Source organism: Pseudomonas sp. UFMG81 (assembly GCF_015354575.1).
Taxonomy (GTDB): Bacteria; Pseudomonadota; Gammaproteobacteria; order Pseudomonadales; family Pseudomonadaceae; genus Aquipseudomonas.
Genome location: NZ_JACAFQ010000029.1, coordinates 69,007 through 91,585 on the forward strand (window position 1 = coordinate 69,007; position 22,579 = coordinate 91,585).

The window sequence follows — 22,579 nt, forward strand, 5'->3', positions numbered from 1 at the left end:
TCCATGACTCGCATCACCCGCACGATGCTCAGGGCGACGTGGGCCCTGGCCACCCTGTCCTGGCTGGCCGGCTGCAGCGCCCTGTCGCCGTACTCGCACATGACCAAGCTCGACCTCACCCTGACCGCCACCGACCAGCTCAACCTGGACATCAACGGCCGGCCGTCGCCGGTGGTGGTGCGCCTGTACGAGCTCAAGCACCCGGTGGCCTTCGAGAGCACCGATTTCTTCACCCTCTACCAGCGCCCGAAAGAGGCCCTGTCGCAGGACATGGTGGCCACCGAGGAGCACGAGCTGCGCCCGGGCGAAACCCTGAGCCTGAAACTCAGCATCGACCCCGACAGCCGCTTCGTCGGCATCATGGCCGCCTACCGCGACCTCGACCAGGCGCAATGGCGCCGGGTGCAGGCCATTCGCGCCGGCGAGCGGGTCACTGCCAACCTCTACCTCGACCAGGCCGGCATCCACAACGGTGTGCCGGCCGTGGCCCAAGCGGATGATCGCCGATGAACGTGCACAAGGTAGTCTGGCAGGAAGGGATGCTGCTGCGTCCCCAGCATTTCCAGCACAACGACCGCTACTACGACAGCCAGATGAAGACCCGCACCCAGCTGCTGGGCACCTACACCTACGGCTTCATCAACCTGGAAATCGACCTGCAGTTCCTCAACATGGGCAAGCTGGTGATCAGCCGCGCCGCCGGCATCCTGCCCGACGGCAGCCTGTTCGAGCTCGATGGCAGCAGCGAGCCGCTGGCCCTGGACGTGCCGCCGAACACCGGCGCCACGCCGATCTTCATGGCCCTGCCACTGGTCACCGGCAACCACATCGAGGCGCGCCGCCCCGAGCAGTCCGACGTGCTGACCCGCTACACCACCTACGAGGTGGAGGTGTCCGACTCCAACGCCGGTGACGACAACAGCAGCCAGATCAACTGCGCCCGCCCGGACTTCCGCCTGCTGCTGGGCGAGCAACAGACCGACCAGGCCTACGTCAAGCTCAAGGTCTGCGAGATCCTCGACACCTCGCCCGACGGCGTGATCAGTCTCGACCCCGACTTCGTGCCCACCTACATCCGCACCCATTCCTCGGTGTACCTGCTGTCGTGCCTCAAAGAGGTCATCAGCATGCTGGCGCTGCGCGGCGACACCCTGGCCGAGCGCATCCGCTCCAACGGCAAGGTCGGTGGCGCCGAGGTCGGCGACTTCATGATGCTGCAGCTGATCAACCGCACCGAAATGCTCCTGCGCCACTACCTGAGCCTGGAGCAGGTGCACCCCGAGGAGCTGTACCGCACCTTCCTGATCATGCTCGGCGACCTGTCGACCTTCTCCAGCGACACCAAGCGCCCGCGCCTGGATGCCCGCTACCAGCACAGCGACCAGGGCGCGAGCTTCCGCAAGCTGATGGAGTCGATCCGCCAGGTGCTGTCGATGGTGCTCGAACAGCACGCCATCGAGCTGGAACTGCAACAGCGCCAGTACGGCATCCTGGTGTCGCCGTTGCACGACCCGGGCCTGCTCACCACCGCCTCGTTCGTGCTGGCCGCCAGCGCCAACTGCGAGTCCGAAGAGCTGCGCCAGCGCCTGCCGTCGCACCTCAAGGTCGGCCCGGTGGAGCGCATCCGCCAGCTGGTCAACCTGCACCTGCCCGGGCTCAAGGTCAAACCGCTGCCGGTGGCGCCGCGGCAGATCCCGTTCCACGCCAACAAGACCTATTTCATCGTCGAACTCGACGCCGCGGATCGCGCCAAGATGGACGGTTCCGGTGGCTTCGCCTTCCACGTCACCAGTGAGTTCTCCGATCTCGAACTGAAATTCTGGGCCATCAGGAACTGAGCATGAGCAAGGACATGGACACCCCCCAGGACGACAAGACCGTCCTGTTCAACCAGGATGGCTCGGCACCGGAAGGGCAGGCCCTGACCGCCCTGGGCAGTTCGGCGCGGGCCGAGCCGCTGGAGCAGCGCATGGTCTATTCGGCGCGCCTGCCTTCGAGCGGCAGCTTCAGCGTCGGCCTCAACCCGCTGGTGGCCGCCGCCGGCGAGCTGCTCTCGGAGGTGGTGCGGCTCAAGCACAGCGACACCGCCGAAGACCTGAACAACCTCAAGGAGCGCCTGAGCGCCTGCATCCGCGCCTTCGAGGCGCGCACCCACTACGAGGGCGTGGAGAACAGCCAGGTCACCGTGGCCCGCTACCTGCTGTGCACCGTGGTCGACGAGGCGGTGGTCACCACCCCCTGGGGCAACGAAAGCCAGTGGTCGCAGATGAGCCTGCTCAGCGCCTTCCACAACGAAACCTTCGGTGGCGAGAAGTTCTTCGCGCTGCTCGACCGCATGTCGAAGAACCCGGTCAAGCACCTGGCGATGCTCGAACTGATGTACCTGTGCCTGTCGCTGGGCTTCGAGGGCAAGTACCGGGTCATCGACCGCGGCATGTCCGAGCTTGAAGGCATCCGCGACGCGCTGTTCCGGCAGATTCGCCAGTTGCGTGGCGACGTGCCGCGCGAGCTGTCGCCGCGCTGGGAAGGCCTCGACCAGCAGCGCAACACGCCGGTGCGCATCGTGCCGTGGTGGAGCGTGGCGCTGTTCACCCTGGTGTGCCTGGTGGTGATGTATTCCGGTTTCGCCTGGGTGCTGGGGGAACAGCGCGCCACCGTCCTGCAACCCTTCCAGACGCTCGAGCAGCCCGCGGCCCAGCCGCGGTCGTGACACAAGGACCTGTGATGAAGAATTTTTTCAAGAAAGTAGGCGCCTTCCTCGCCCGCACCTGGGTCTGGAGCCTGCTGCTGGTACTGGCCCTGGCGTTGCTGGTGTGGTTCGCCGGCCCTCTGCTGGCCGTGGCCGACAACAAGTTCTGGGAAGACGCTGCCGCGCGGCTGCTGACCATCAGCGTGCTGTTCCTGGTGTGGGGCCTGTGGATGGTGTTCGCCAGCTGGCGCGCCAACAACCGTAAGCAGGAAGAACTCGAGAGCGAGGACGGCCGCGAGCGCCTGGAGCGCGAAGAGCGCAAGGACGAGGAGGGCAAGGAGATCAAGGCCCGCTTCAAGCACGCCTTGTCCACCCTCAAGCATTCGAGCCTGTACGGTGGCCGCAGCGAACGCTGGCGCCGCGACCTGCCCTGGTACCTGGTGCTCGGGCCACAAGGCGCGGGCAAGACCAGCCTGATCGACCATTCGGGGCTTGAGTTCCCGATCAACGCGCTGGAGCGCAAGCTCGCCCGCGACCCGTCCAGTGGCGATTTCTGCGACTTCTACTTCGCCGAGCAGGCCGTGCTGGTGGACACCGCCGGGCGCTTCCTCAACCAGTCCGACAGCGAGGTCGACGGCAGCGCCTGGCGCGTGCTGCTCGACCAGCTGCGCCTGCGCCGACGCAACCGCCCGCTCAACGGCGTGCTGGTCACCGTGCCGCTGGACACCCTGCTGGGCGGCGAAGCGGCGGTCAACGACCTGGCGCAGAAAGTCCGCTCGCGCTTGCAGGAGCTGCGCCAGCGCCTGCACGTCGAAGTGCCGGTGTACCTGGTGCTGAGCAAGACCGACCGCCTGCAAGGTTTCGACGCCTTCTTCGACCAGCAGTCGCGTGAAGAGAACGAGCAAGTGTTCGGCATCACCTTCGGCAAGGGCCAGAACGGCGCCGACACCGAACTGCTGGCCAAGGAATTCCAGGGCCTGCTGCAACGCCTGGGCGACCAGGTCACCCAGCGCATGCACCACGAGCGCAACACCCAGCGCCGTGCGCGCATCCTCGACTTCCCGCACCAGCTGGGGCGCATCGGCGACCAGCTGTGCCTGTTCGTCGACGCCGCCTTCACCGGCAACCGCTACCAGCGCGCCAGCCAGCTGCGCGGTTTCTACCTGACCAGCGCGCCGCACCAGGCGCCGCAGGTCGACAGCGACAACGGCTTCCACCCCGGGCAGCCTGGCCGTGGCGCAGTGCAGGGCCGCTCGCGCTTCACCCTGCAACTGTTCAGCCGGGTGATCTTCCCCGAGTACGACCTGGCCGGCCTCGACCAGCGCGAACGCCGGCGCATCCACTGGGGCCAGCGGGCCGTGTACCTCGGTGCCCTGGGCGCGCTGGCGCTGTTTGGTGCACTGTGGGCCGGCAGTTTCTCCGGCAACCACGAGCGCCTGGAACAGGTGCGTGAGCTGGGCCGCCAGTGGCAGCGCCAGCACACCGGCCTGGATGCCCGCGATGACGCCCTGGCCGCGCTCAAGCCGCTGGACACCGCCTGGCAGGCTTCGCGCGTGTTCCCCGTGCCCGGCGAGGTCTCGCTGCTGCAACGCGGCGGCCTGTACCAGGGCGTGCCGGCCAACGAGGTGCTGCAACCGGCCTACCAGCGCGAGCTGGAAACCGTGCTGCTGCCCCGGGTGGCGCAGATGGTCGAAGGGCAGATCCGCAGCAACCTGAAAAACCGCGAGCGCCTGCTCAACAGCCTGCGCGCCTACCTGATGCTCGGCCTGCCCGAGCGCCGTGACCAGGCCTGGCTCAAGGACTGGGTGGCGGCCGGCTGGTCGCAGCGCTACAACGGCAACACCGCCGCCCAGGACAGCCTGAACACCCACTTCGGGCGCCTGCTCGAGCAATCGTTCGCCTACCCGCTCAACGACGCCCTGGTGGCCCAGGCCCGCCAGGTGCTGCGCGCCGAGTCGCTGGCCAGCGTGGTGTACCGCGTGCTGCGCGAACAGGCCCGCAGCCTGCCCGAATACCGCCTCAGCCAGCAGCTCGGCCCGCAGGCCAGCCAGTTCGTCGGCATCGACTACCCGATCCCCGGCTTCTACACCTCCCAGGGCTACCAGCAGTACTTCTCGGTGCAGGGCGCCAACCTGGTCAACGACATCCTGCGCGACAACTGGGTGCTGGGCGAGGGCAGCGGCATCAGCGACATGGACATGCGCCGCCTGATGGTGGAGCTGGAGCAGCTGTACTTCCGCGACTACGCCAACTACTGGGGCGAGGCGGTCAACCAGGTCGGCCTGATTCCGTTCAGCGACGCCGGTGAAGGTGCCGACCAGCTGTCGGCGCTGACCGCCGCCAACTCGCCGCTGCTGCTGTTGCTCACCGAAGTGCGCGAGAACACCCGCTTCCCGGTCCTGGCCGAAGCCACCGACGAAGGCAACCCGGCCGCCGAAGCCGCTGCCAACAAGGCCGTGGCCAAGAAGCTCGGCAAGGGTGGTGCGGCCGTGGCCGGTGCAGTGGCCGACAAGGCCCGCGACGCCCTGGCCAAGAAGCCGCTGCCGGACACCGCGCGCATGGCCCTGCAACGTCGCTTCGAGCCGCTGCACCGGCTGCTCGATGACAACAACGGCCCAGGCCCGGACCTGGCGCCGACCATGCAGGCGCTCAACGACCTGCAGCAGCAGCTGGCCGGCCTGGCCCGCTCCAACCAGGCCGAAGAAGCCTCGTACCAGATGGCCAAGACGCGCCTGTCGGGCCAGCGTGACGCCCTGAGCAGCCTGCGCAACGGCACCGTGCGCCTGCCGCGCCCGGTGGCGGGCTGGTTCAACCTGCTGTCCGACGACATCTGGCGCATGGTGCTCAACGACACCTACACCTACCTCAACCAGCGCTACCAGAGCGAGCTGTACAGCTACTACGGCCGCACCATCGAGTCGCGCTACCCGTTCAACGCCCACGGCACCAGCGATGTGGCGATCAGCGACTTCCGCGACTTCTTCAAGGCCCAGGGCGTGGCGGACCGCTTCTTCGACACCTACATGCGCCCGTTCGTCAGCGGTGAGCCGGGCGCCTACCGCCTGCGCAGCCTCGACGGCCAGAGCCTGCCGATGACCAAGGCCTTCCTCGACCAGATGAGCGCCGCGCAGACCATCCGCCAGAGCTTCTTCGCGCAGAACCCCGAAGAGCCGCAGGTGCAGTTCAAGCTCGAGCCGTACACCCTCGACCCGGCGGTGAGCCGCGCCGAGTTCCGCTTCGGCGACACGGTGATCGACTACCGCCACGGCCCGATCGTCTCCACCAGCCTGAAGTGGCCGACCGAAGCCCAGGACGGCAACAGCAGCCTGACCCTGGAGCAGCTCAACGGCCGCCCCATGGCGCTGGAGAAGAACGGTGGCCCGTGGTCGCTGTTCCGCCTGCTCGACCTGATGCAGACCGAGTACCTCAAGGGCCGCGACACCATGGTGCTCAAGGCCAATGTCGGCGGCATGCGCGCCAACTACCTGCTGACCAGCCAGCGCGCGCCGAACCCGTTCGACCTCAGCGTGCTGCGCGGCTTCCGCCTGCCAGGGGAGCTGTGATGCGCACAGCCAGCCCTTGGCGCAGCGCGGCGCGCACCGACCCCGGCAAGGTCCGTGCGCGCAACGAGGACGCCTTTCTCGATTGCCCGCAGCACGGGCTGTGGGCGGTCGCCGACGGCATGGGCGGCCACGAGGCCGGCGATGTCGCCAGCCAGATGATCGTCGAAAGCCTGGCCGACCTGCCGGCGGCCAGCAGCTTCGACGAGCGCGTGCTCGCCGTGCGCCAGTGCCTGCACTGGATCAACCGGCGCCTGGGCCAGGAGCTGACGGTGAGCGTCGCCGGCCAGGCGCGGGTGATCGGCAGCACCGTGGTGACCCTGCTGCTCGACGGCCGCCGCGGCGCCTGCGTGTGGGCCGGCGACAGCCGCTGCTACCTGTGGCGCGGCCAGCGCCTGTACCAGCTGACCCGCGACCACTCGCTGCAACAGCAACTGATGGACCAGGAGCGCATGAGCGCCGAGCAGGCCCGCGAGCACCCCTCGGCCCGGGCCCTGACCCGCGCCGTGGGTGCCAGCGCCAGCCTCACCCTGGAAGTGCTGGAGTTCGAGGCGCAGCCGGGCGATGTGTTCTTGCTGTGCAGCGACGGCCTCTACGACGGCCTGGAGAGCGGTGGCCTGGGCCACGCGCTGGACCTGGCCTCGCCCGGCGAGGCCCTGCAACGCCTGTTCGACACCGCCCTGGGCGGCGCGGCGAAAGACAACCTGACCGCAGTGGTGATCCACCGATGAACCTTGGCAGCGGCGACGCGCTCGACGTGCTCGACGCCCTCGAGCAGGGCAGCGAGTCGACCTACTTCGCATTCACCCAGGCCAGCGAGCCCGAGCCCGCCCGCACCGGCAAGGCGCGGCGCAAGCGGCGCGGCAAGGGCCGTGGGCAAGCCGCCGCGCCCCCCGCGCCCGCCCCGGCGGCCAAGGTGCTGGCGCCGATCCCCGACGTGCTCGCCGGGCGCTACCGCCTGGAGCGCCTGCTCGGCGCCGGCGGCATGGGCCTGGTGTACCGCGCCCGCGACCTGTTGCAGGAAGGCTTCGGCGACCCGCAGCCGTTGCTGGCGGTGAAGCTGATGAGCGACCAGCTGGCTACCGCGCCCGACGCCAACGCCCTGCTGTTCAACGAGTACGCCCTCACCAGCCGCCTGCGCCACCCCAACCTGGTGCGCCTGCAAGGCTTCGCCATCGACCCGCAGAGCGAGCGCGGCTTCATCACCATGGAGCTGATGCGCGGCACCTCGCTCGACCGCCTGCTCTGCGACCAGCCGCTGGGCCTGGCCTGGGCACAGGTGCGCGAGATCGCCGTGCCGCTGCTCGACGCCCTGGCCTGCGTGCATGCCCAGGGCGTGGTGCACGGCGACCTCAAGCCCAGCAACGTGATGCTCGGCGACGATGGCCTGCGCCTGTTCGACTTTGGCCTGGGCATGGCCCTGGACGGCCCGCTGGCCGGCCTGCCGCACCTGAGCCATGGCCGCTTCGAAGCCTGGACCCCAGCCTACGCCGCCCCCGAGCTGTTCGAGGGCGGCACGCCGAGCACCGCCAGCGACCTGTATGCCGTGGCGTGCGTGCTGTACGAGCTGGTCACCGGCCGCCACCCCTACGAGCGCGTGCCGTCGCTCAAGGCCCGCGACCAGGGCATGCAACTGCCGGCCAAGGCCCCACCCGGCATGCCCGGCAAGGCCTGGGCCGCGCTGCGCCGGGCCCTGGCCTTCGCCCCCGAGCAGCGCCGCGTCGATGCCGGGCAGCTGCGCGACGCCTTCGCCGCCCAAGGCTTCTGGGCCCGGTGGCGGCGATGACAACACCTTGCACACAGCCAGCCGCGCGGGGTTGCCCGCGCCGCTTCATGCCATGACCCGCCGCCTTCGCGCGCCAGGCCACGGCCGAACCACCACCGAATTCACGCAATAGAGGGACAGGGATGTTTGCCGCCGCGAACCAGACCCATTTCAGCCTGCACATCGACGGGCTGGAGCACGACTTCCAGGTGCTCGCCTTCGATGGCCACGAAGCCATCAGCCAGCCCTACACCATCGACCTGGAGCTGGTGAGCGAGCGCCCCTCGCTGGACCTGGAGAGCCTGCTGCACAAGCCCGCGTTCCTTCAGCTCGGCGACGATGGTCGCGGCCTGCACGGCCTGATCTACCGCGCCGCGCAAGGCGAGTCGGGCAAGCGCCTGACCCGCTACCAGGTGACGTTACGCCCGCGCATCCTCGCCAACGCCTACCAGTTCCAGCTCGGCGCTATCTACCCGGAGCGCGAGTACTGCGTGCAGTACGACGAGTCCAACCTGCAATTCATCCAGCGCCTGTGTGAAGAGGAGGGTATCCACTACCACTTCCGCCACAGCGCTGCCGGTCACCAATTGGTGTTCGGCGACGACCAGACCGTGTTCCCCAAGTTGGCGCCGGTGCAGTTCCAGCACGACTCCGGCCTGGTCGCCGACACGCCGATGATCAAGCGCTTCGCCCTGCGCCTGGAAACCCGCACCAGCAGCGTCAGCCGCCGCGACTACGACTTCAAGAAACCGCTGATCCAGCTCGAAGGCACGGTCNACAGCCTCGACGANCCGGCCCTGGAAGACTACGACTACCCCGGCCGCTTCCTCGACCGCCCACGCGGCAAGCACCTGGCCAACCGCGCNCTGGAACGCCACCGCAGCGACTACCGCCAGGCCAGCGGCGACAGTGACCANCCGCTGCTCGCCAGCGGGCACTTCCTCACCCTCGGCAGCCACCCCAACACCCAGTGGAACGACCTGTGGCTGCTCACCGACGTGCACCACCAGGGCCGCCAGCCGCAGGTGCTGGAAGAAGCCATCACCAGCGACGTCGACGCCAAGTACGACGGCTTCCAGCAGGGCTACCGCAACTTCTTCGTGGTCACCCCGTGGGAGCAGCCGTACCGCCCACCGCTGAAACACCCGAAACCCAAGGTGCTGGGCGAGCAGCGCGCGGTGGTCAGCGGCCCGGCCGGCGAAGAGATCTACTGCGACGAATACGGCCGCATCAAGGTGCAGTTCTTCTGGGACCGCGAGGGCCAGGCCGACGACAAGTCCAGCGTGTGGATGCGCGTGGCGTCGAGCTGGGCCGGGCAGGGCATCGCCGGCCTGCAACTGCCGCGTGTCGGTATGGAAGTGCTGGTCAGCTTCCTCGAAGGTGACCCCGACCAGCCGTTGGTGACCGGCTGCCTGTACCACGGCGTGAACATGCCGCACTACAAGCTGCCCGACCTCAAGACCCTGGCCACGATCAAGAGCAAGGAATACAAGGGCAGCCGCGGCAACGAACTGCGCATCGACGACACCACCAGCGAAATCAGCATCGCCCTGCGCAGCGACCACGGTGCCAGTGCGCTGAACCTCGGCTACCTCACCCACCCAAGACCAAGTGGTGGCGCCCCACGCGGTGAAGGCTTCGAGCTGCGCACCGACCGCCACGGTGCCGTGCGCGCCGCCGGTGGCCTGCTGCTCACCACCGAACCGCGCGCCAACGAAGCCAAGCACCACAAGGACCTGCCCGAAACCGCCGANCGCCTGGCCACCGCCAGCGACCANCANGACAGCCTNGCNGANCTGGCCAAGCAGATGCAGGCCCAGGAACCNGGCGACCAGGACGCCGTGGCCAAGGACCTGCACAAGCAGCACCAAGGCATCCTCGGCAGCGGCCCGGGCGACCTGAGCAAAAACGAGTTCGCCGAATTCACCCAGCCGCACCTGGTCGTGTCGAGCCCCGCCGGCATCGCCCTGACTACCCCCGGCCCCAACCACCTCACCAGCGGCAGCCACCTGGCCCTGAGCAGCACCGGCCACACCAGCATGTCCGTTGGCAAGCGCCTGCTGGCCAGCGCCAGCCAGGGCATGCGTTTCTTCGTGCAGAGCCTGGGCTGGAAGCTGGTCTCGGCCTCCGGCGACATCGACATCCGCGCCCTGAAGGACAGCATCAACCTGCTGGCCAAGCTCGACATCACCGCCAACGCCGACCGCATCCTGCTCAAGGCCAAGACCGAGCTGGTGGTGCAGGGCGGCGGCAGTGCCACCACCTACAACGCCGGCGGCATCACCCANGTCACCAGCGCCAACTACACCGCCCACGCCGCGCAGTTCGCCCANATCGGNGCGTCGAGCCTGGCCGGCACCTTCCCCGAGCCNCCCAAGCCGGGCAAGGGCGCGCTGGANCTGTTCAACCTGTACGCCAACACCAAAGGCATCAAGGCNGGCGACTACGAAGTCACCGANGCCCTGGGCACGGTGCTCAAAGGGTCGCTGGACGGGCAGGGGTTCAATGCCGTGTCNGGCGCCGCGCCGGGGCCGGCCTGGGTCAAGTTCGGCCGCGATCCCTCGCCGCCCTGGGCGCCGAGCAGCTACATCGGCGTGGTCGAGTGGCCGGTGCAGCCCCCCGACCCGAGCAGCCTGACGACCCAGCTGGAGTCGCTGGTCGAGAAGCTGCCGCTGCCCAAGGGCGAGGGCGGCCTGTTCGANAAGGCCAAGCAACTGGCCAGCAGCGGCATGGCCACGGCCAAGACCGGCATGANCCTGCTCAAGTCCGGCCAGGGCGCCCTGCANACCGCACAACAGGTACAGGGCGCATTGAAAGGCGGCGTCGCCGGCCTGCCGCAGCTGGCCAGCACCGCCAGCTCGGCGCTGCCGGCCGCCTCCNGCGCCATGGCCAGCCTGNCAAGCCTGCCCAAGCTGCCGGCCCTGCCCAAGCTCCCCGCTTTCAAGGCCCCGAGCCTGAACACCGTTACCGACCTTTTGCCAAGTGAACTGATGTCATGACCGCCAACACTCCTGAAAAACCACGCCCGGCCCAGGCAGCGGTCGTCCCCCTCGACCAGATCGGCATGGCCGACGTCAGCCGCGGCGCCGCCGTGTTCGACGCCTGGNTGCGCGACATCAGCGGCGGCTACGTCAACCTCGAACGGCTCAAGGACACCGCCGAGGTGCTGCCGGTCATCGGCAACATCATCGCCCTGGTGGACGCCGTGGGCGATATCGTCAACCTGGCCTCGGCCAAGGAGCCCGACCCGTGGGATTGGGTGAGCCTGGGCATCAACCTGATCGGTGTGATTCCTGCGCCACCAACCATGGCTGCCGCGCGCAAGGGCCTGCGGCCGATGCTGACCCTGGCCCGCCAGGAGGGCAAGGAGATCCTCGGCGACGCGCTGGTCGAGATCATCGTCGGCCACCTCAACGCCGACCTGCTTGGTGAGCTGGACACCTTCCTGGTCGACGCCCAGGCCCAGCTCGACAGCATCCTCGCCGATGCCGCCAAGACCGGCGAGAGGCTGATCCTCAACACCGCCGATGCCATCGACGCCATCGTCCTCGGCAAGCTCGACAGCAAGGGTGACCTGGACAAGGCCACGCAGATGGCGCAGAAGGTCAGCGATACCTGGAAGTCCGACCCTGCGGTGGCCTTCGAGAACGCCTTTGGTGCGCTGAGCAACGCCTACTCGGCCATGGGCAAGGGCGCAGCCAACACGCTGCTGAGCAATACCGTGCCCACGTCGGTGCAGAAGGATGTGCTCCAGAGCACCCAGCAGTTCCGCAAGCTTGCGCCACAGATGAGCGGCAAGCTGATGAGCCTGGCCAGCGCGGACAACAAGGACTCGATCAAGAACCTGCTGGTGCTGCTGCATGACAGCAGCACGAAGTGGCACCATCGCAATCCCAAGGCTATGCCTACGGTGGTCAAGCAGGACAAAGTCACCGAAGCCAAGCATCAGGGTTCCCAGGGCCGTACCGAGTCGATCACCAACCAGGGTTCGGCCACCAAGGCGGCCAACGACCAGAAGAACGAGGTCTGCACCAGCACCTGCAAGCGGATCAACTTCGCCTTGGGCAGTGAGTCGCTGCACCACACCGACTTCAGCCTGCCCGGCCCGTTCCCGGTCAACTGGACGCGGACCTACAACTCGCGCCTGGACAAGCTGGACGACGGCGTTCTCGGCGCCCGCTGGATCACCGAGTTCACCACCTGCATCGACGTGGTCGACCAGGGCGTGGTGTTCCACGACATGGACGGCCGCAGCCATGAGTACCCGCTGCCCAAGCAAGGTAAGCCGCACCACGATGCGGTGGAATACCTCACCCTGGTGCGTAACGGCGAACAGCAGTTGGTGGTGTTGCGCGGGCTCACGCGGCAGGAGACCTATGCTCGCCACGGTGACCGCTTCTACCTGACTCACATCAAGCTGCGCAGCGGCGCCGGCGCAATGCTGCACTACGAGCACCGTCACCACGACCGACCGGTACTGTCGGACATCAACACGTATCAGGACGACGACCCCACCAAGGTGCACCTGCAATTGGGTACCTTGCTCGACGACCACGGCCACCTCCAGGGCCTGTGGCAGGTGGTCGACGGCAAGCCGCTGCGTCAGTTGTGCGCCTATCACTACGACGACCAGGGCGACCTGATCGCGGCACAGGACGAACATGGCGCCGCCTGGCGCTATCAGTACCAGCACCACTTGGTCACCCGCTACACCGACCGCACCAATCGCGGCATCAACCTCGAGTGGGACGGCAGCGGCCCCCACGCCAAGGCCATTCACGAATGGGCCGACGACGGCAGTTTCGAGACCCGTCTACAGTGGGACGAACGTATTCGCCTGACCTATGTCACCGATGCCCACGGCCAGGAAACCTGGCACTACTACGACGCCGAGGGTTACACCTATCGGATCAAGCACCCGGACGGCAATTCCGAATGGCTGTTCCGTGACGCGCGCAAGAACGTCATCCGCCACGTGCACCCCGACGGCAGCCAGGACCGCTACGTCTACGATGAGCGCAGCAACCGCCTCAAGCACATTCGCGCCGACCACAGCGTGGTGCACTTCGCCTACGACGACCAGGACCGACGGCAATTCGTTTCGAGACCCGTCTACAGTGGGACGAACGTATTCGCCTGACCTATGTCACCGATGCCCACGGCCAGGAAACCTGGCACTACTACGACGCCGAGGGTTACACCTATCGGATCAAGCACCCGGACGGCAATTCCGAATGGCTGTTCCGTGACGCGCGCAAGAACGTCATCCGCCACGTGCACCCCGACGGCAGCCAGGACCGCTACGTCTACGATGAGCGCAGCAACCGCCTCAAGCACATTCGCGCCGACCACAGCGTGGTGCACTTCGCCTACGACGACCAGGACCAGCTGATCAAGATCAGCGACGCCGAGGGCGGGCAGTGGCAGCGCGACTACGACGAGCGCGGCAATCTGGTCGAGACCATCGACCCGCTGGGCAACAAGACCGAGTTCGCCTATACCTCGGCCGGGCTGGTCAAGGCGATCAAGGACGCCATCGGCAACGAGAAGAAGCTGGCTTATAACGACGCCGGCCAACTGCTCGAGTACACCGACTGCTCGGGCAAGACCAGCCAGTGGACGTATGACACGTCCGGCCAGCTGATCGAGTTCGCCGATGCGGCGGGCAACAAGACCGCCTACGAATACAAGGCCGGCCAACTGGCCAAGCTCACCCACCCGGACAAGACCGAAGAACGCTTCGAGCGTGACGCCGAAGGCCGCCTGCTGGCCCATGTCGATGCGCTCGACCGCTGCACCACCTGGGCCTACAGCGCCGCCGGTATGCTCGCCGAACGGGTCGACGCCAACGAGCACACCCTGCGTTATCGCTGGGACATGCTCGGCCGCTTGATCGGGCTGGAGAACGAGAACGAGAGCAAGGCCAACTTCCTCTATGACCCGGTTGGCCGGCTGCTGCAAGAGACCGGTTTCGACGGGCTGGTGACCCGGTACCAGTACGACCCGTACAGCGGTAGGTTGGCCAGCACTCAAGTGGGCCAGCGCCGCATCGACCTGCGTTTCGACCGCATGGGCCGCCTGGCCGAGCGTACGGCGCGTCTGGGTGATCAGAGCCAGAGCGAAACCTTTGCCTACAATGGCAACGGTCAGTTGATCCAGGCGATCAACGCGGCCAGCAAGCTGCAATGGTTCTTTGATGAAGCGGGCAACCTGACCCGTGAGCATCAGCACTACCTGGCCACCGGCACGCCGATGGTCGCGGTGTGGCAGCACGAATACGATGCGCTCAACCAGAGGATTGCGACAACTCGCCCGGATGGGCACAAGGTCAGCTGGCTGACCTACGGCAGCGGCCACTTGCTCGGCATGACCCTCGACCAGCACGAGATGCTGGCCTACGAGCGCGATGACCTGCACCGCGAGGTGGTGCGGCACCAGGGCAACAAGCTGATGCAGACTCAGGCCTGGGACCCGGCCGGGCGTTTGCAAGAGCAACTGCTGGGCAGCCATGACGGCCAGTCCACGCTGCTCAAGCGCCAGTACCGCTACGATGTTGCCGGCCAGCTGACCAACATCCACGACAGCCGCCGTGGTCAGCTTGAGTACCAGTACGATCCAGTCGGCCGACTGTTGCAGGCCACCAGCCGCCTCGGCGTGGAGACCTTCGCCTTCGACCCGGCGGGTAACCTGCTGGATCAGAAAACGCAGGAGCTGAACCGCCCGCTGGAAGCGGATCCGCGTCGCAACAAGCTGATGGACAACCTGCTGCGTGAATACGCCGGCACCCATTACCGGTACGACGAGCGTGGCAACCTGATCCACCGTTTGCATAACGGTTCCCATGCCCACTTCACTTGGGATCTGTTCGACCGGCTGGCGAGTTACAACGACGACAAGCTCAAGGTCGATTACAGCTACGACGCCTTGGGGCGCCGTTTGCACAAGCACTCAGTAGCGCACTTCTGGGACCGGCCTGAGGCCGGTACCGGTTGGAACCAGCTGGAACGGGCCAAGCGCCAGCGTGAGCTGGGTTGTGGCTTCACCTTGTTTGGTTGGGACGGGGACACCCTGGCTTGGGAAAGCTCACCGCCGCGCGATGAAGGCGATACCGGGCGTACCGTGCATTATCTGTACGAGCCGGGCAGCTTCGTGCCGGTCGCCCAAGCGTTGCGCAAGAGCCCGATCCGCTTGCACAAGCAACCGGATTGGAGTCAGCGCGAGTACGATTTCGATCAGGATCCGTTGTGGCACACCGAGGTGAAGCCGCAGCCGTTCGACGCGATTGCCTGGTATCAGTGCGACCACCTCGGTACGCCGATGGAACTGACCGATGAGCAAGGCAATGTCGCTTGGGCAGGGCAGTACAAGGCGTGGGGTGAAGTCCGAGAGGAGCGTTCGGACTGGGCTAAGCAGCATGGCTTGAGTAACCAGATACGCTTCCAGGGTCAGTACCACGATCACGAAACGGGACTACATTACAACAGATATAGATATTACAATCCGCAGAGTGGGCGATTCGTTAGCAAGGATCCTGCGGGGTATGTTGGTGGTCTAAATCTATTTGGATATGTAAAAAGTCCAATACAATGGATTGATCCGAGAGGCCTGACAAGCAAGAAAGTGCTTGATGCTGCGGACAAAGCTCGAGCACATGGTCAAGAGACAGGAGCGGCATCAGTCCTAACTACCAAGTCTGGTAAACAGTATGTTGGAGTAAGTGGCTCTAGCGTTGAACCGCAAAATCCAGAAATGACAGCAGTATTAATGGCTGCTCCGCCAGAGCGTCGAGCAGCATGGCACGGGAATTGCTCAGAGCGAGTTGTGACAGAAATGGCGCTGAACGATAATGAGGATATTGAGGGTGCTGTAATGGAAACCGTCGCTGTTGGGAACTCGGAGCCTGGTCATGGATTGACTAAAAAGCCTTGTAAAAGTTGTAGTTTTATGATGGAGCACTTTAAGGTTGAAGTTAAATGAAGGCGATAAAAGTAGCATGGCCTGATGGCTTGGCCGAATCTGTTGTTTTATACCAGCGTTTTATTCTTGATCTTCTGATAGAAGGTGGCGTTGACTATAGCGGTTTTATTCATAACCCGCTGAAAATTGTAAGCGGTAACGCAGAAAGTGCATCTGATGAAAAGTATCGAGAAGAGGCAGTTTTGTGGTGGTGGAAATATATCGATGATAATGGCTATGTCAGAGATCTTCAGTCGGAGATGTCAATCAGGGCTAGGTTTGCAATTGAGTTGCTAACGGCCGTGCCTAAAAGTATTGAGGATTTTTATGAGCTGAGGGAGCGATTTTCCTGGGTCTTACAACTCTCTGGTAAGCTTGGTGTTCCTGATGATTTGTTAGCTGAAATTGTGGCGAGACATTTTAAAGTAAGTGGATGACTCTATTTTGAGTGCGGGTGTTCGGCTAACATGGAGTAAAGGGGTGGATCTATTTATGCTGCTAAGCAAGAAATAAATCTGTTCCTTTTCTCGGAAAGCCGCTGAAGTTTTGTGCATCCTGTTAGATTGTAATGAATAAATGTGGGGTGAGGGTGGAGTAGGTTAGTGCTTGGTCAATATTTTTATTCGAGGGCTGATGAGCTTGAAGAGCTGGCGATAAATAAGCGAGTGTCTGCAAGCCATTTGGCTGCTTGGTATGCGGATTTTCTTATTGTCATGTATGACCGGCTAATGCTGCTTACGAAAAATCATATCGTCTTGAATGAAGTCAGAGCTTGCATTGAAGCTATTCGGTTGGTTGGCGTAGATAATATTGATAAAGGGTGGCGAGATAGTTCGCTGGTCAAGCTGTGGCGAGTACACGATACGAAAAGGACTGAGGATAAAGTACTGGCGGCGTATGCTAGGGCAGCAATATGTTGTTTTGCTGGTGATAAAGAGTGGGAAGAAAGTAATGCGGACAGCGAAACGCCTATATACTATCTTTTCCTTTATTTGGTTACTTTTGGCTCGGAAGTGTTAGAAGGGTTCTACGATTTCCTGAAGAGTAAGATTGCTTGTGTGTAATTATAGCGAGGAAGGCGTTAGATCTATTATTTTTCTCTGACTTCGGTCCGCAGGGGCTGAAGTGGCCGTCGCAAAGATGGTAGATGGTGATATTGTAAATAACCCTCATTATCCACCAGCTAAGGCGGATATTGATCAGGGGTTGGCTACCCCAGATGGTAAGGCAATAAGATCAAGTTGCAGGTATCGCTAATGAACACTCTTGAGGAGAAGGTTGCTTTTGTTGAGCAATTGCTATTGATGGTCCGAGAAATCCCTTACAAACCGGAGCGTTGTGCTAATTTGGCGTTTGTAAGCTCTTTGGATCATCAGTCTTATAGGTATGGCGATATAAAGCTAGATGAAATAGTAGGCCTTATTCAAGGTGTGAGTGAAGGAGAAGGATTTTACTATTCTCAAGGCGAGCTGGTTGAGATGTTAGAACCCTACTTACATGAGTTAAAGGTCTAAAGCGTCAAAAAATTAGAGAGTAAAAGGGAGCCTGGGAGTCAACTGAGTTGGTTAAGGTGTAGTGCTCTAATTGCGATACCCTCAAAGTCATTCGGTGGTTAGTGAAACTGGAGCGCTTGCTCGGATTTATGGCCGCATATCATTATTTTGATAATGAGATTTGTGAACTGTTTAGTTATGTGTTTCTTCGTGAAGGGTCCATGGCCATAAATATTGTGCTCTGTGTAAGAAAGCATGCTGTAGAAAGAAATTCTTGGAGAAGAGTGAGGGTTTGGATAAAGCATTAGAAGATGGTGTCGATCCTGCAGGTGGTAAGGTGAAGGCCGTAAAAGCTGTAGTGATGTGATGAAACATTTAAGAGTGGGATGTGAATGAGCTTTGCTTACGGTGAAATTGTATGGCCTGAAGATGCTCGAGAGGCAAATATTTTACTAAGGGACTTCATGTTAAAGGCACTCAGGGCAATTGGTTATAAGTTTCCTGTAGTGCTGCCGGATCCAATGAGTCTGGCTGGCAAGTATGTTTCATGTGAAATCGGGCAGCTAGAATGTACAGAATTAGCTGCAAAGTGGAGGGGGCAGATTGCAGACGTGGCGGGCGTTAGAGCCTTTCATAGTAAAGATGCACTGAGCGCCCGCTTGGCTATGCTGCTGCTTAGTATTGATGAGTCTGACGATCAAGAGATGATGTCAGAGAAATTAAGTTGGTTTATGGAGTTTCTTCAATGTGGTGGTGAGAACTACAAATTGGCGGATGAGATTCTAGTAAAACATTTTATTAGTTACGTTAGAAGTGAGTTGGCAGTAACAGGGTAAGTGTCGGTTGGAAATGGGTGGGTTATTTTATTGAGAAATCTGCCCACCGCGGCGCGAAGGAACCGCTGGGTTCAGGCGGTATCGACCATTCGCCCAGGCATAAGGTCAGCTGGCACAAAATCGCGAGTATTTGAAAGTCCTTGTTCCTGTAATTGTGGCTAGGGGTGGTTAGAATGGGATCAATTGAACGTTTGCGCTGCTTTATTGAGGATATGCTTGATTGGGAAACTTCGTTTGGCTCGAAAAGGCGGGCCCACCAGAGGGAAATGCCTGATGATCAAGAGGGGCGATTGCGCTTGGTGCAAGAGAATAGAGATAAATTGCTGGGGATATTCGAGAGGCATTTAAGTTCCTCCGCTCTGGCGACAACTGCGCAAGCCCGTTTAAGTACGATGGGGACTGCCCGCCCTCCAGAATATGCGCAGTTGATAGTTGAGGGTACAGAAGCCCGGGTTGGGAAGAGGGTATATATTGAAACGTATAACGAAAAAGATATAGTTTCACGTCGTCGTTATTCTGTGGTTCTCGAAGGAGAAGATTCTAGGGTCGATGCTGTTTACGCTTGGCGCGAAAGTTCTGAGAAATGGGAGAAACAGAAAGCGATATGATTTGGTTATGCAGGTAATCCAGAACGGTTCGGAGACGCGTGAGGCGAGGTGGGCGCCATCAGAGCAACAGTCTGATGTAGACTCAAGCCTGAGACCCGGCCGGACGTTTGCAGGAGCAACTGCTGGAATAGAGCAATCTAGGTGTCATAGAGGGAACGGTGCCATGCTCGAAGTAGTAGACCAGTTGATGGTGGACGAATTTGAACAAGACTTTTTGAATTCGGGCTTGTCGATATATGATCTGACGTCGTGTCTGGCGGGCTATTTAAAGTGGTTGCTGGTCTCAAGGTCCATTGAGTTTGATGATGAGGGGGAGTGTCTAAAATTCATTTCTGTATTGAGCGATGTTGAGGAAAAGCGTTGGCCCGCAACCGAAACCTTGGAAAAAAAGGGCGCGCGGGAGTATTTTTGGTCTAAAGTTCACTTCTATAAAGGAGTTAATGGTTCACTGTCATCTTTCGCAAGATGCTGTGTTTTTTGTGCCCACAATGACAGTGATTGGGCGGATCACTCATTGGGAGAGGACACCCCTTTTCTGCTGTACGCTGATGAGCTATCGAGAATGTGTAGTGGGAAAACAGAAGAGCTGGTCGGATACTTTCGGTCTGCGCTAGGTTTGCCAAGAGCTGTGAAACGATAGATTGTTGAATGTCGTCTAACGAAAGTTGATGTGCTGTCGAAGCGGATAACCTCTATAGGTCAGTAGAGTACTTTAGTTAACAGGCGGCGGCAGGGCGCTCATCATTCGGCGATAAGGAAATTTACGGCGACGCTGAAAGAGGAACGGTTGGGTTTCCATTCAATGGTCAGTGCGGTAAGGCCGATGGCCTGAGTAAAATCGCACACGACAATGATGTACAAGATTTTTTCAACTCCGGTACGTTGTGAGCGGAGGGAATCACCCTTTGAACGAAATGATGGAAAGCCGGTGTCTTACTGTATTTTATGCGCTTATGTGATGGCTGTGTTATGAGCGAATGGCGGATGTGCAATAAATGAATGAGCTTAACTTGGATAGGATTTATCGCCTTGAAAAGCGACTCATTGCGGATGGGCAGAGTGTCAATGAACTGGCAGCAGCCTTCTCCATATATTTATTGTCTCGTCTTGAAATATGGGCGTTAACATCGAGCAGTAATAGCGTCGATTTAGTTTTAGCGTCATTGAGTTTCTCGGCTACTTTCGGAACTGCACAGGCTAGTAATGAAGCAAAGCGAGCTTTGAGGCTTCAAGTAGCGGAAATTGAAATAAGCCTAAGACAGGTCGATCCAGTTATCTCTAATGTGGCAAGATGCGCAGGGGACTGTCTTTATGATGAGTCTGATTGGCAAGAAAATAACGATGGGGATAATACTCCGCTTTTCTACTATCTCGATCATCTGGAACGTATAAAGCCGGATGCAGCTGAAGATTTTTTTGGTTTCTTTTGTGATTATTTTAATGTTGCGAATTTTAGCTGTTGATGCGCCAATTTTGAGTATGGGGCATGCTGAATTTCTGATAAAAGTGAGCCTTCCAGTATTGCTGAAAGAGTGGTTATATTTGGGGCGTTGAGCGATTGCCTGGTATCAGGTGCGACCACCTTGGCGCTCCGATGGAATTGAGCGATGAACAGGGTCACGTTGCTTGGGCTGGGCAGTACAAAGCCTGGGGTGAGGTCCGTGAGGATCGTTCGGATTGGGCCGAACTTTAATAGGGATTTATATGTGGATTGAGCATGCCATGAATAAGGAAAAAGTTTCCAATATGTTTGGCGGCTTTTTGGATGTGACGAACGCCGAGCTAATTGGGGTGTATGTTCATGAAGAGTATGCAGTGAGATTTTTGTTTTGTATCAAAGGTATTCCTGAAAAGCACCCTGAGAAATGGGATGGAAAGGGGTATAACTCGATGACCGTTTCGTTGAGATTTTTTGGGATAAAAAAATTCGAGGCGAGCTTGCTCGGAATTGGCTTTAGCTGTAGTCCTGATATTAGAAGTTCGGCTGGGGTGGCTTCCATAAATATTGCTTCTGAAGGGGGGCGGATTTTCTGCGAGTCTGAATTTGTTAGCATTGAGGATATTACTCCTCGAGATGATATAAGGTGGGATTGATTGCGCGGCTTCACAGTGGCCAGCGTTGAAGTTAACAAGTCTATTTGATTGCATAAGGGCTACTGCTGCGACTGTTCTTACCACCTTGAGGAACGTGACAAGTTGGTGCATCACCAGCGCTCTTGAGAGCTGCTCTACTGGCTAAGCCCTCTCACCTACACCATTTTCTGCTCTGGATTATCCGATTTCTCCGCTTTCTTGTAGTCCATTTCCCAAAGATAATGCGCGTGCACCTTTTCCATTGCGGTCGCAATTTCAGCCCTCTAGTCTCGCTGGGTCGCTGCTCATCAGCGGCGCGGCTTTGACAGGCCGCAATTGAAAGGATGTGCACTAGCTTCGCTCTCAATGGTGGCTGTGCGTGTGGGCACGCTCGCGTGCGCCGGTGTTTCCTTTCTTTCATCCGGTCTGTCAACCCGCGTACAGCTGCCACCCTTCTGTTTGACAGCAGACTTGTGGCGGCCCCATCAGAAAGAAAGGATAAGAAAATGCTGAAGATGGTCCCCGATCCACCGCATCCCCAAATCCTCCTCGAAGACATCCTGGTCCGCACCACCGAGCACGTGCTCTGCGCCCTGGCCGTCGCCCATCAATCCGTGTTGCTCACCACCCGGTCCCCAGGCTCGATGCTGACGCTGGCGGCCGTGCACGAGATGGAAACCGTGCGCACGTTGTTGGAGTCGGCATTGGCGCACGTGCAGTTGGCGGCGCAGATGCCGGAGATGCCGCAGACGTTGCATTGATGGTGGGTTAAGACCATGGCTGCCGTGTTGTCTGGGCGGCCCTTTCGCGGCACAAGCGGGCTTGCCCGCGAAGCAGGCACCGCGCTGGATGGCACGGGCTTCGCCCGTGTTCGCGGGCAAGCCCGCTCCTACAGGGAGTGCGCGGGCCCGTAGGTAGAGTGCGGCGGCTAGCACACTTCTGGGAGAACGAAACATGACTACCGACACACCGAAAACGCCGACTACCGCTGGCGTGACTCGCTTTTGCCAGGGGGAGGAGAATCCTCGGGCGCTGTTCCGTATCGAGCCGGGTATTCCCTGCCAGGATGCTCGCGATCAGGCCTCGGAGTTGATGGACTATGTGCGTCACCTGACCTTGGTCGGGGTGATGGACGAGGACCCGCGGATGGTCTGGGCGGCGCATTACCTCAGTGCATTGGCCAAGGCGTTGCTGGATGACGCGGAGCTTGGGTTGGGGCATTGAGCGAGGTGTTGGAAAGGGGCCGGTTGCGGTCCTTTTCCTGAGGTTTTGGCGTTGGCCTGGCTGGTGATTGGGTGGGGGGCTGGCAGGTGCTTGCCGGTGTTTTTGCAGCGCTCTTCAGATCGAGCGCCGCCCGCGCGGCGCATCGCTGGCAAGCCAGCTCCCACAGTTTGTTTCGGGCCAGTTATGTCTGTGAGGTCTCCACTGTACGCCTTGGTGCATGCCTCAAGTCTGGTGGTGCGGCATCAGCGCCAACGCTGAAACCGCGTCGTACAAACAAGGCGTACAGTGGAGAAGGACCAGGAGTAACTGGCCCGAAACAGATGTGGGAGCTGGCTTGCCAGCGATGCGCCGCGCGGGCGGCGCTCGATCTGAAGA

Annotated in this window: 18 protein-coding genes and 2 pseudogenes; all 20 read left to right on the top strand. The window is 61.1% G+C overall.

The annotated features are described in order from the left end of the window. Positions 1 to 3: 3 nt before the first annotated feature. The 20 genes and pseudogenes from tssJ (at position 4) to IX761_RS19945 (ending at position 22,204) form a co-directional block, all read left to right on the top strand. Positions 4 to 510: a type VI secretion system lipoprotein TssJ gene (gene tssJ, locus IX761_RS19850; RefSeq protein ID WP_194791216.1), complete on the top strand. Its 507-nt coding sequence runs from the start codon at positions 4 to 6 to the stop codon at positions 508 to 510. Then, entirely contained in the window at positions 507 to 1,838 is a 1,332-nt protein-coding gene (tssK, locus tag IX761_RS19855; protein WP_194791217.1) for a type VI secretion system baseplate subunit TssK, read from the top strand. The genes tssJ and tssK overlap by 4 nt, the downstream gene beginning before the upstream one ends. A gap of 2 nt (positions 1,839 to 1,840) precedes the next feature. Beyond that, positions 1,841 to 2,710 carry a type IVB secretion system protein IcmH/DotU gene (gene icmH, locus IX761_RS19860; RefSeq protein ID WP_194791218.1) on the top strand — a complete coding sequence of 290 codons (870 nt, stop codon included), beginning with the start codon at positions 1,841 to 1,843 and terminating at the stop codon, positions 2,708 to 2,710. Between the two features lie 14 nt (positions 2,711 to 2,724). Beyond that, on the top strand, positions 2,725 to 6,252 hold the full coding sequence (gene tssM, locus IX761_RS19865) for a type VI secretion system membrane subunit TssM (RefSeq protein ID WP_194791219.1): 3,528 nt from the start codon (positions 2,725 to 2,727) through the stop codon (positions 6,250 to 6,252). Further along, positions 6,252 to 6,980 (top strand): PP2C family protein-serine/threonine phosphatase, encoded by a 729-nt coding sequence (locus tag IX761_RS19870; RefSeq protein ID WP_194791220.1) that lies wholly within the window; start codon positions 6,252 to 6,254, stop codon positions 6,978 to 6,980. Before tssM ends, IX761_RS19870 begins: the two co-directional genes overlap by 1 nt. Beyond that, positions 6,977 to 8,035: a serine/threonine-protein kinase gene (locus IX761_RS19875; RefSeq protein ID WP_228533752.1), complete on the top strand. Its 1,059-nt coding sequence runs from the start codon at positions 6,977 to 6,979 to the stop codon at positions 8,033 to 8,035. Before IX761_RS19870 ends, IX761_RS19875 begins: the two co-directional genes overlap by 4 nt. A gap of 122 nt (positions 8,036 to 8,157) precedes the next feature. After that, positions 8,158 to 11,013 (top strand): type VI secretion system Vgr family protein, encoded by a 2,856-nt coding sequence (gene tssI / locus IX761_RS19880; RefSeq protein ID WP_194791221.1) that lies wholly within the window; start codon positions 8,158 to 8,160, stop codon positions 11,011 to 11,013. After that, positions 11,010 to 13,154 (top strand): DUF6531 domain-containing protein, encoded by a 2,145-nt coding sequence (locus IX761_RS19885; protein WP_323744585.1) that lies wholly within the window; start codon positions 11,010 to 11,012, stop codon positions 13,152 to 13,154. Before tssI ends, IX761_RS19885 begins: the two co-directional genes overlap by 4 nt. Beyond that, positions 13,115 to 15,631, top strand: a pseudogene (locus tag IX761_RS19890) (RHS repeat-associated core domain-containing protein); the annotation flags it as partial. The gene IX761_RS19885 and the pseudogene IX761_RS19890, both read left to right, overlap by 40 nt. A 356-nt stretch (positions 15,632 to 15,987) precedes the next feature. Continuing rightward, positions 15,988 to 16,407 (top strand): hypothetical protein, encoded by a 420-nt coding sequence (locus tag IX761_RS19895; protein ID WP_194791222.1) that lies wholly within the window; start codon positions 15,988 to 15,990, stop codon positions 16,405 to 16,407. 165 nt (positions 16,408 to 16,572) lie between these two features. Continuing rightward, on the top strand, positions 16,573 to 17,034 hold the full coding sequence (locus IX761_RS19900) for a hypothetical protein (RefSeq protein ID WP_194791223.1): 462 nt from the start codon (positions 16,573 to 16,575) through the stop codon (positions 17,032 to 17,034). 192 nt (positions 17,035 to 17,226) lie between these two features. Next, positions 17,227 to 17,484, top strand: a complete 258-nt coding sequence (locus tag IX761_RS19905) for a hypothetical protein (RefSeq protein WP_194791224.1) — start codon at positions 17,227 to 17,229, stop codon at positions 17,482 to 17,484. Positions 17,485 to 17,855: 371 nt separating this feature from the next. Then, a complete protein-coding gene (locus IX761_RS19910; RefSeq protein WP_194791225.1) occupies positions 17,856 to 18,299 on the top strand; it encodes a hypothetical protein in 444 nt (147 codons plus the stop codon). Positions 18,300 to 18,472: 173 nt separating this feature from the next. After that, complete coding sequence (locus tag IX761_RS19915; RefSeq protein WP_194791226.1) at positions 18,473 to 18,907, top strand: hypothetical protein; 435 nt, start codon at positions 18,473 to 18,475, stop codon at positions 18,905 to 18,907. Positions 18,908 to 19,070: 163 nt separating this feature from the next. Beyond that, positions 19,071 to 19,547: a hypothetical protein gene (locus tag IX761_RS19920; RefSeq protein WP_194791227.1), complete on the top strand. Its 477-nt coding sequence runs from the start codon at positions 19,071 to 19,073 to the stop codon at positions 19,545 to 19,547. Positions 19,548 to 19,902: 355 nt separating this feature from the next. Next, positions 19,903 to 20,370, top strand: a complete 468-nt coding sequence (locus tag IX761_RS19925; protein ID WP_194791228.1) for a hypothetical protein — start codon at positions 19,903 to 19,905, stop codon at positions 20,368 to 20,370. A gap of 91 nt (positions 20,371 to 20,461) precedes the next feature. Continuing rightward, a pseudogene (locus tag IX761_RS27705) lies at positions 20,462 to 20,594 on the top strand (RHS domain-containing protein); the annotation flags it as partial. Between the two features lie 35 nt (positions 20,595 to 20,629). Beyond that, a complete protein-coding gene (locus IX761_RS19935; RefSeq protein ID WP_194791230.1) occupies positions 20,630 to 21,001 on the top strand; it encodes an Imm50 family immunity protein in 372 nt (123 codons plus the stop codon). A gap of 485 nt (positions 21,002 to 21,486) precedes the next feature. Then, complete coding sequence (locus IX761_RS19940; RefSeq protein ID WP_194791231.1) at positions 21,487 to 21,741, top strand: hypothetical protein; 255 nt, start codon at positions 21,487 to 21,489, stop codon at positions 21,739 to 21,741. A 193-nt stretch (positions 21,742 to 21,934) separates the two neighbouring features. Next, the gene (locus IX761_RS19945; protein WP_194791232.1) at positions 21,935 to 22,204 is read left to right on the top strand and encodes a DUF3077 domain-containing protein; all 270 of its coding nucleotides are present in this window, start codon (positions 21,935 to 21,937) and stop codon (positions 22,202 to 22,204) included. The last annotated feature ends 375 nt before the right edge of the window (positions 22,205 to 22,579 follow it).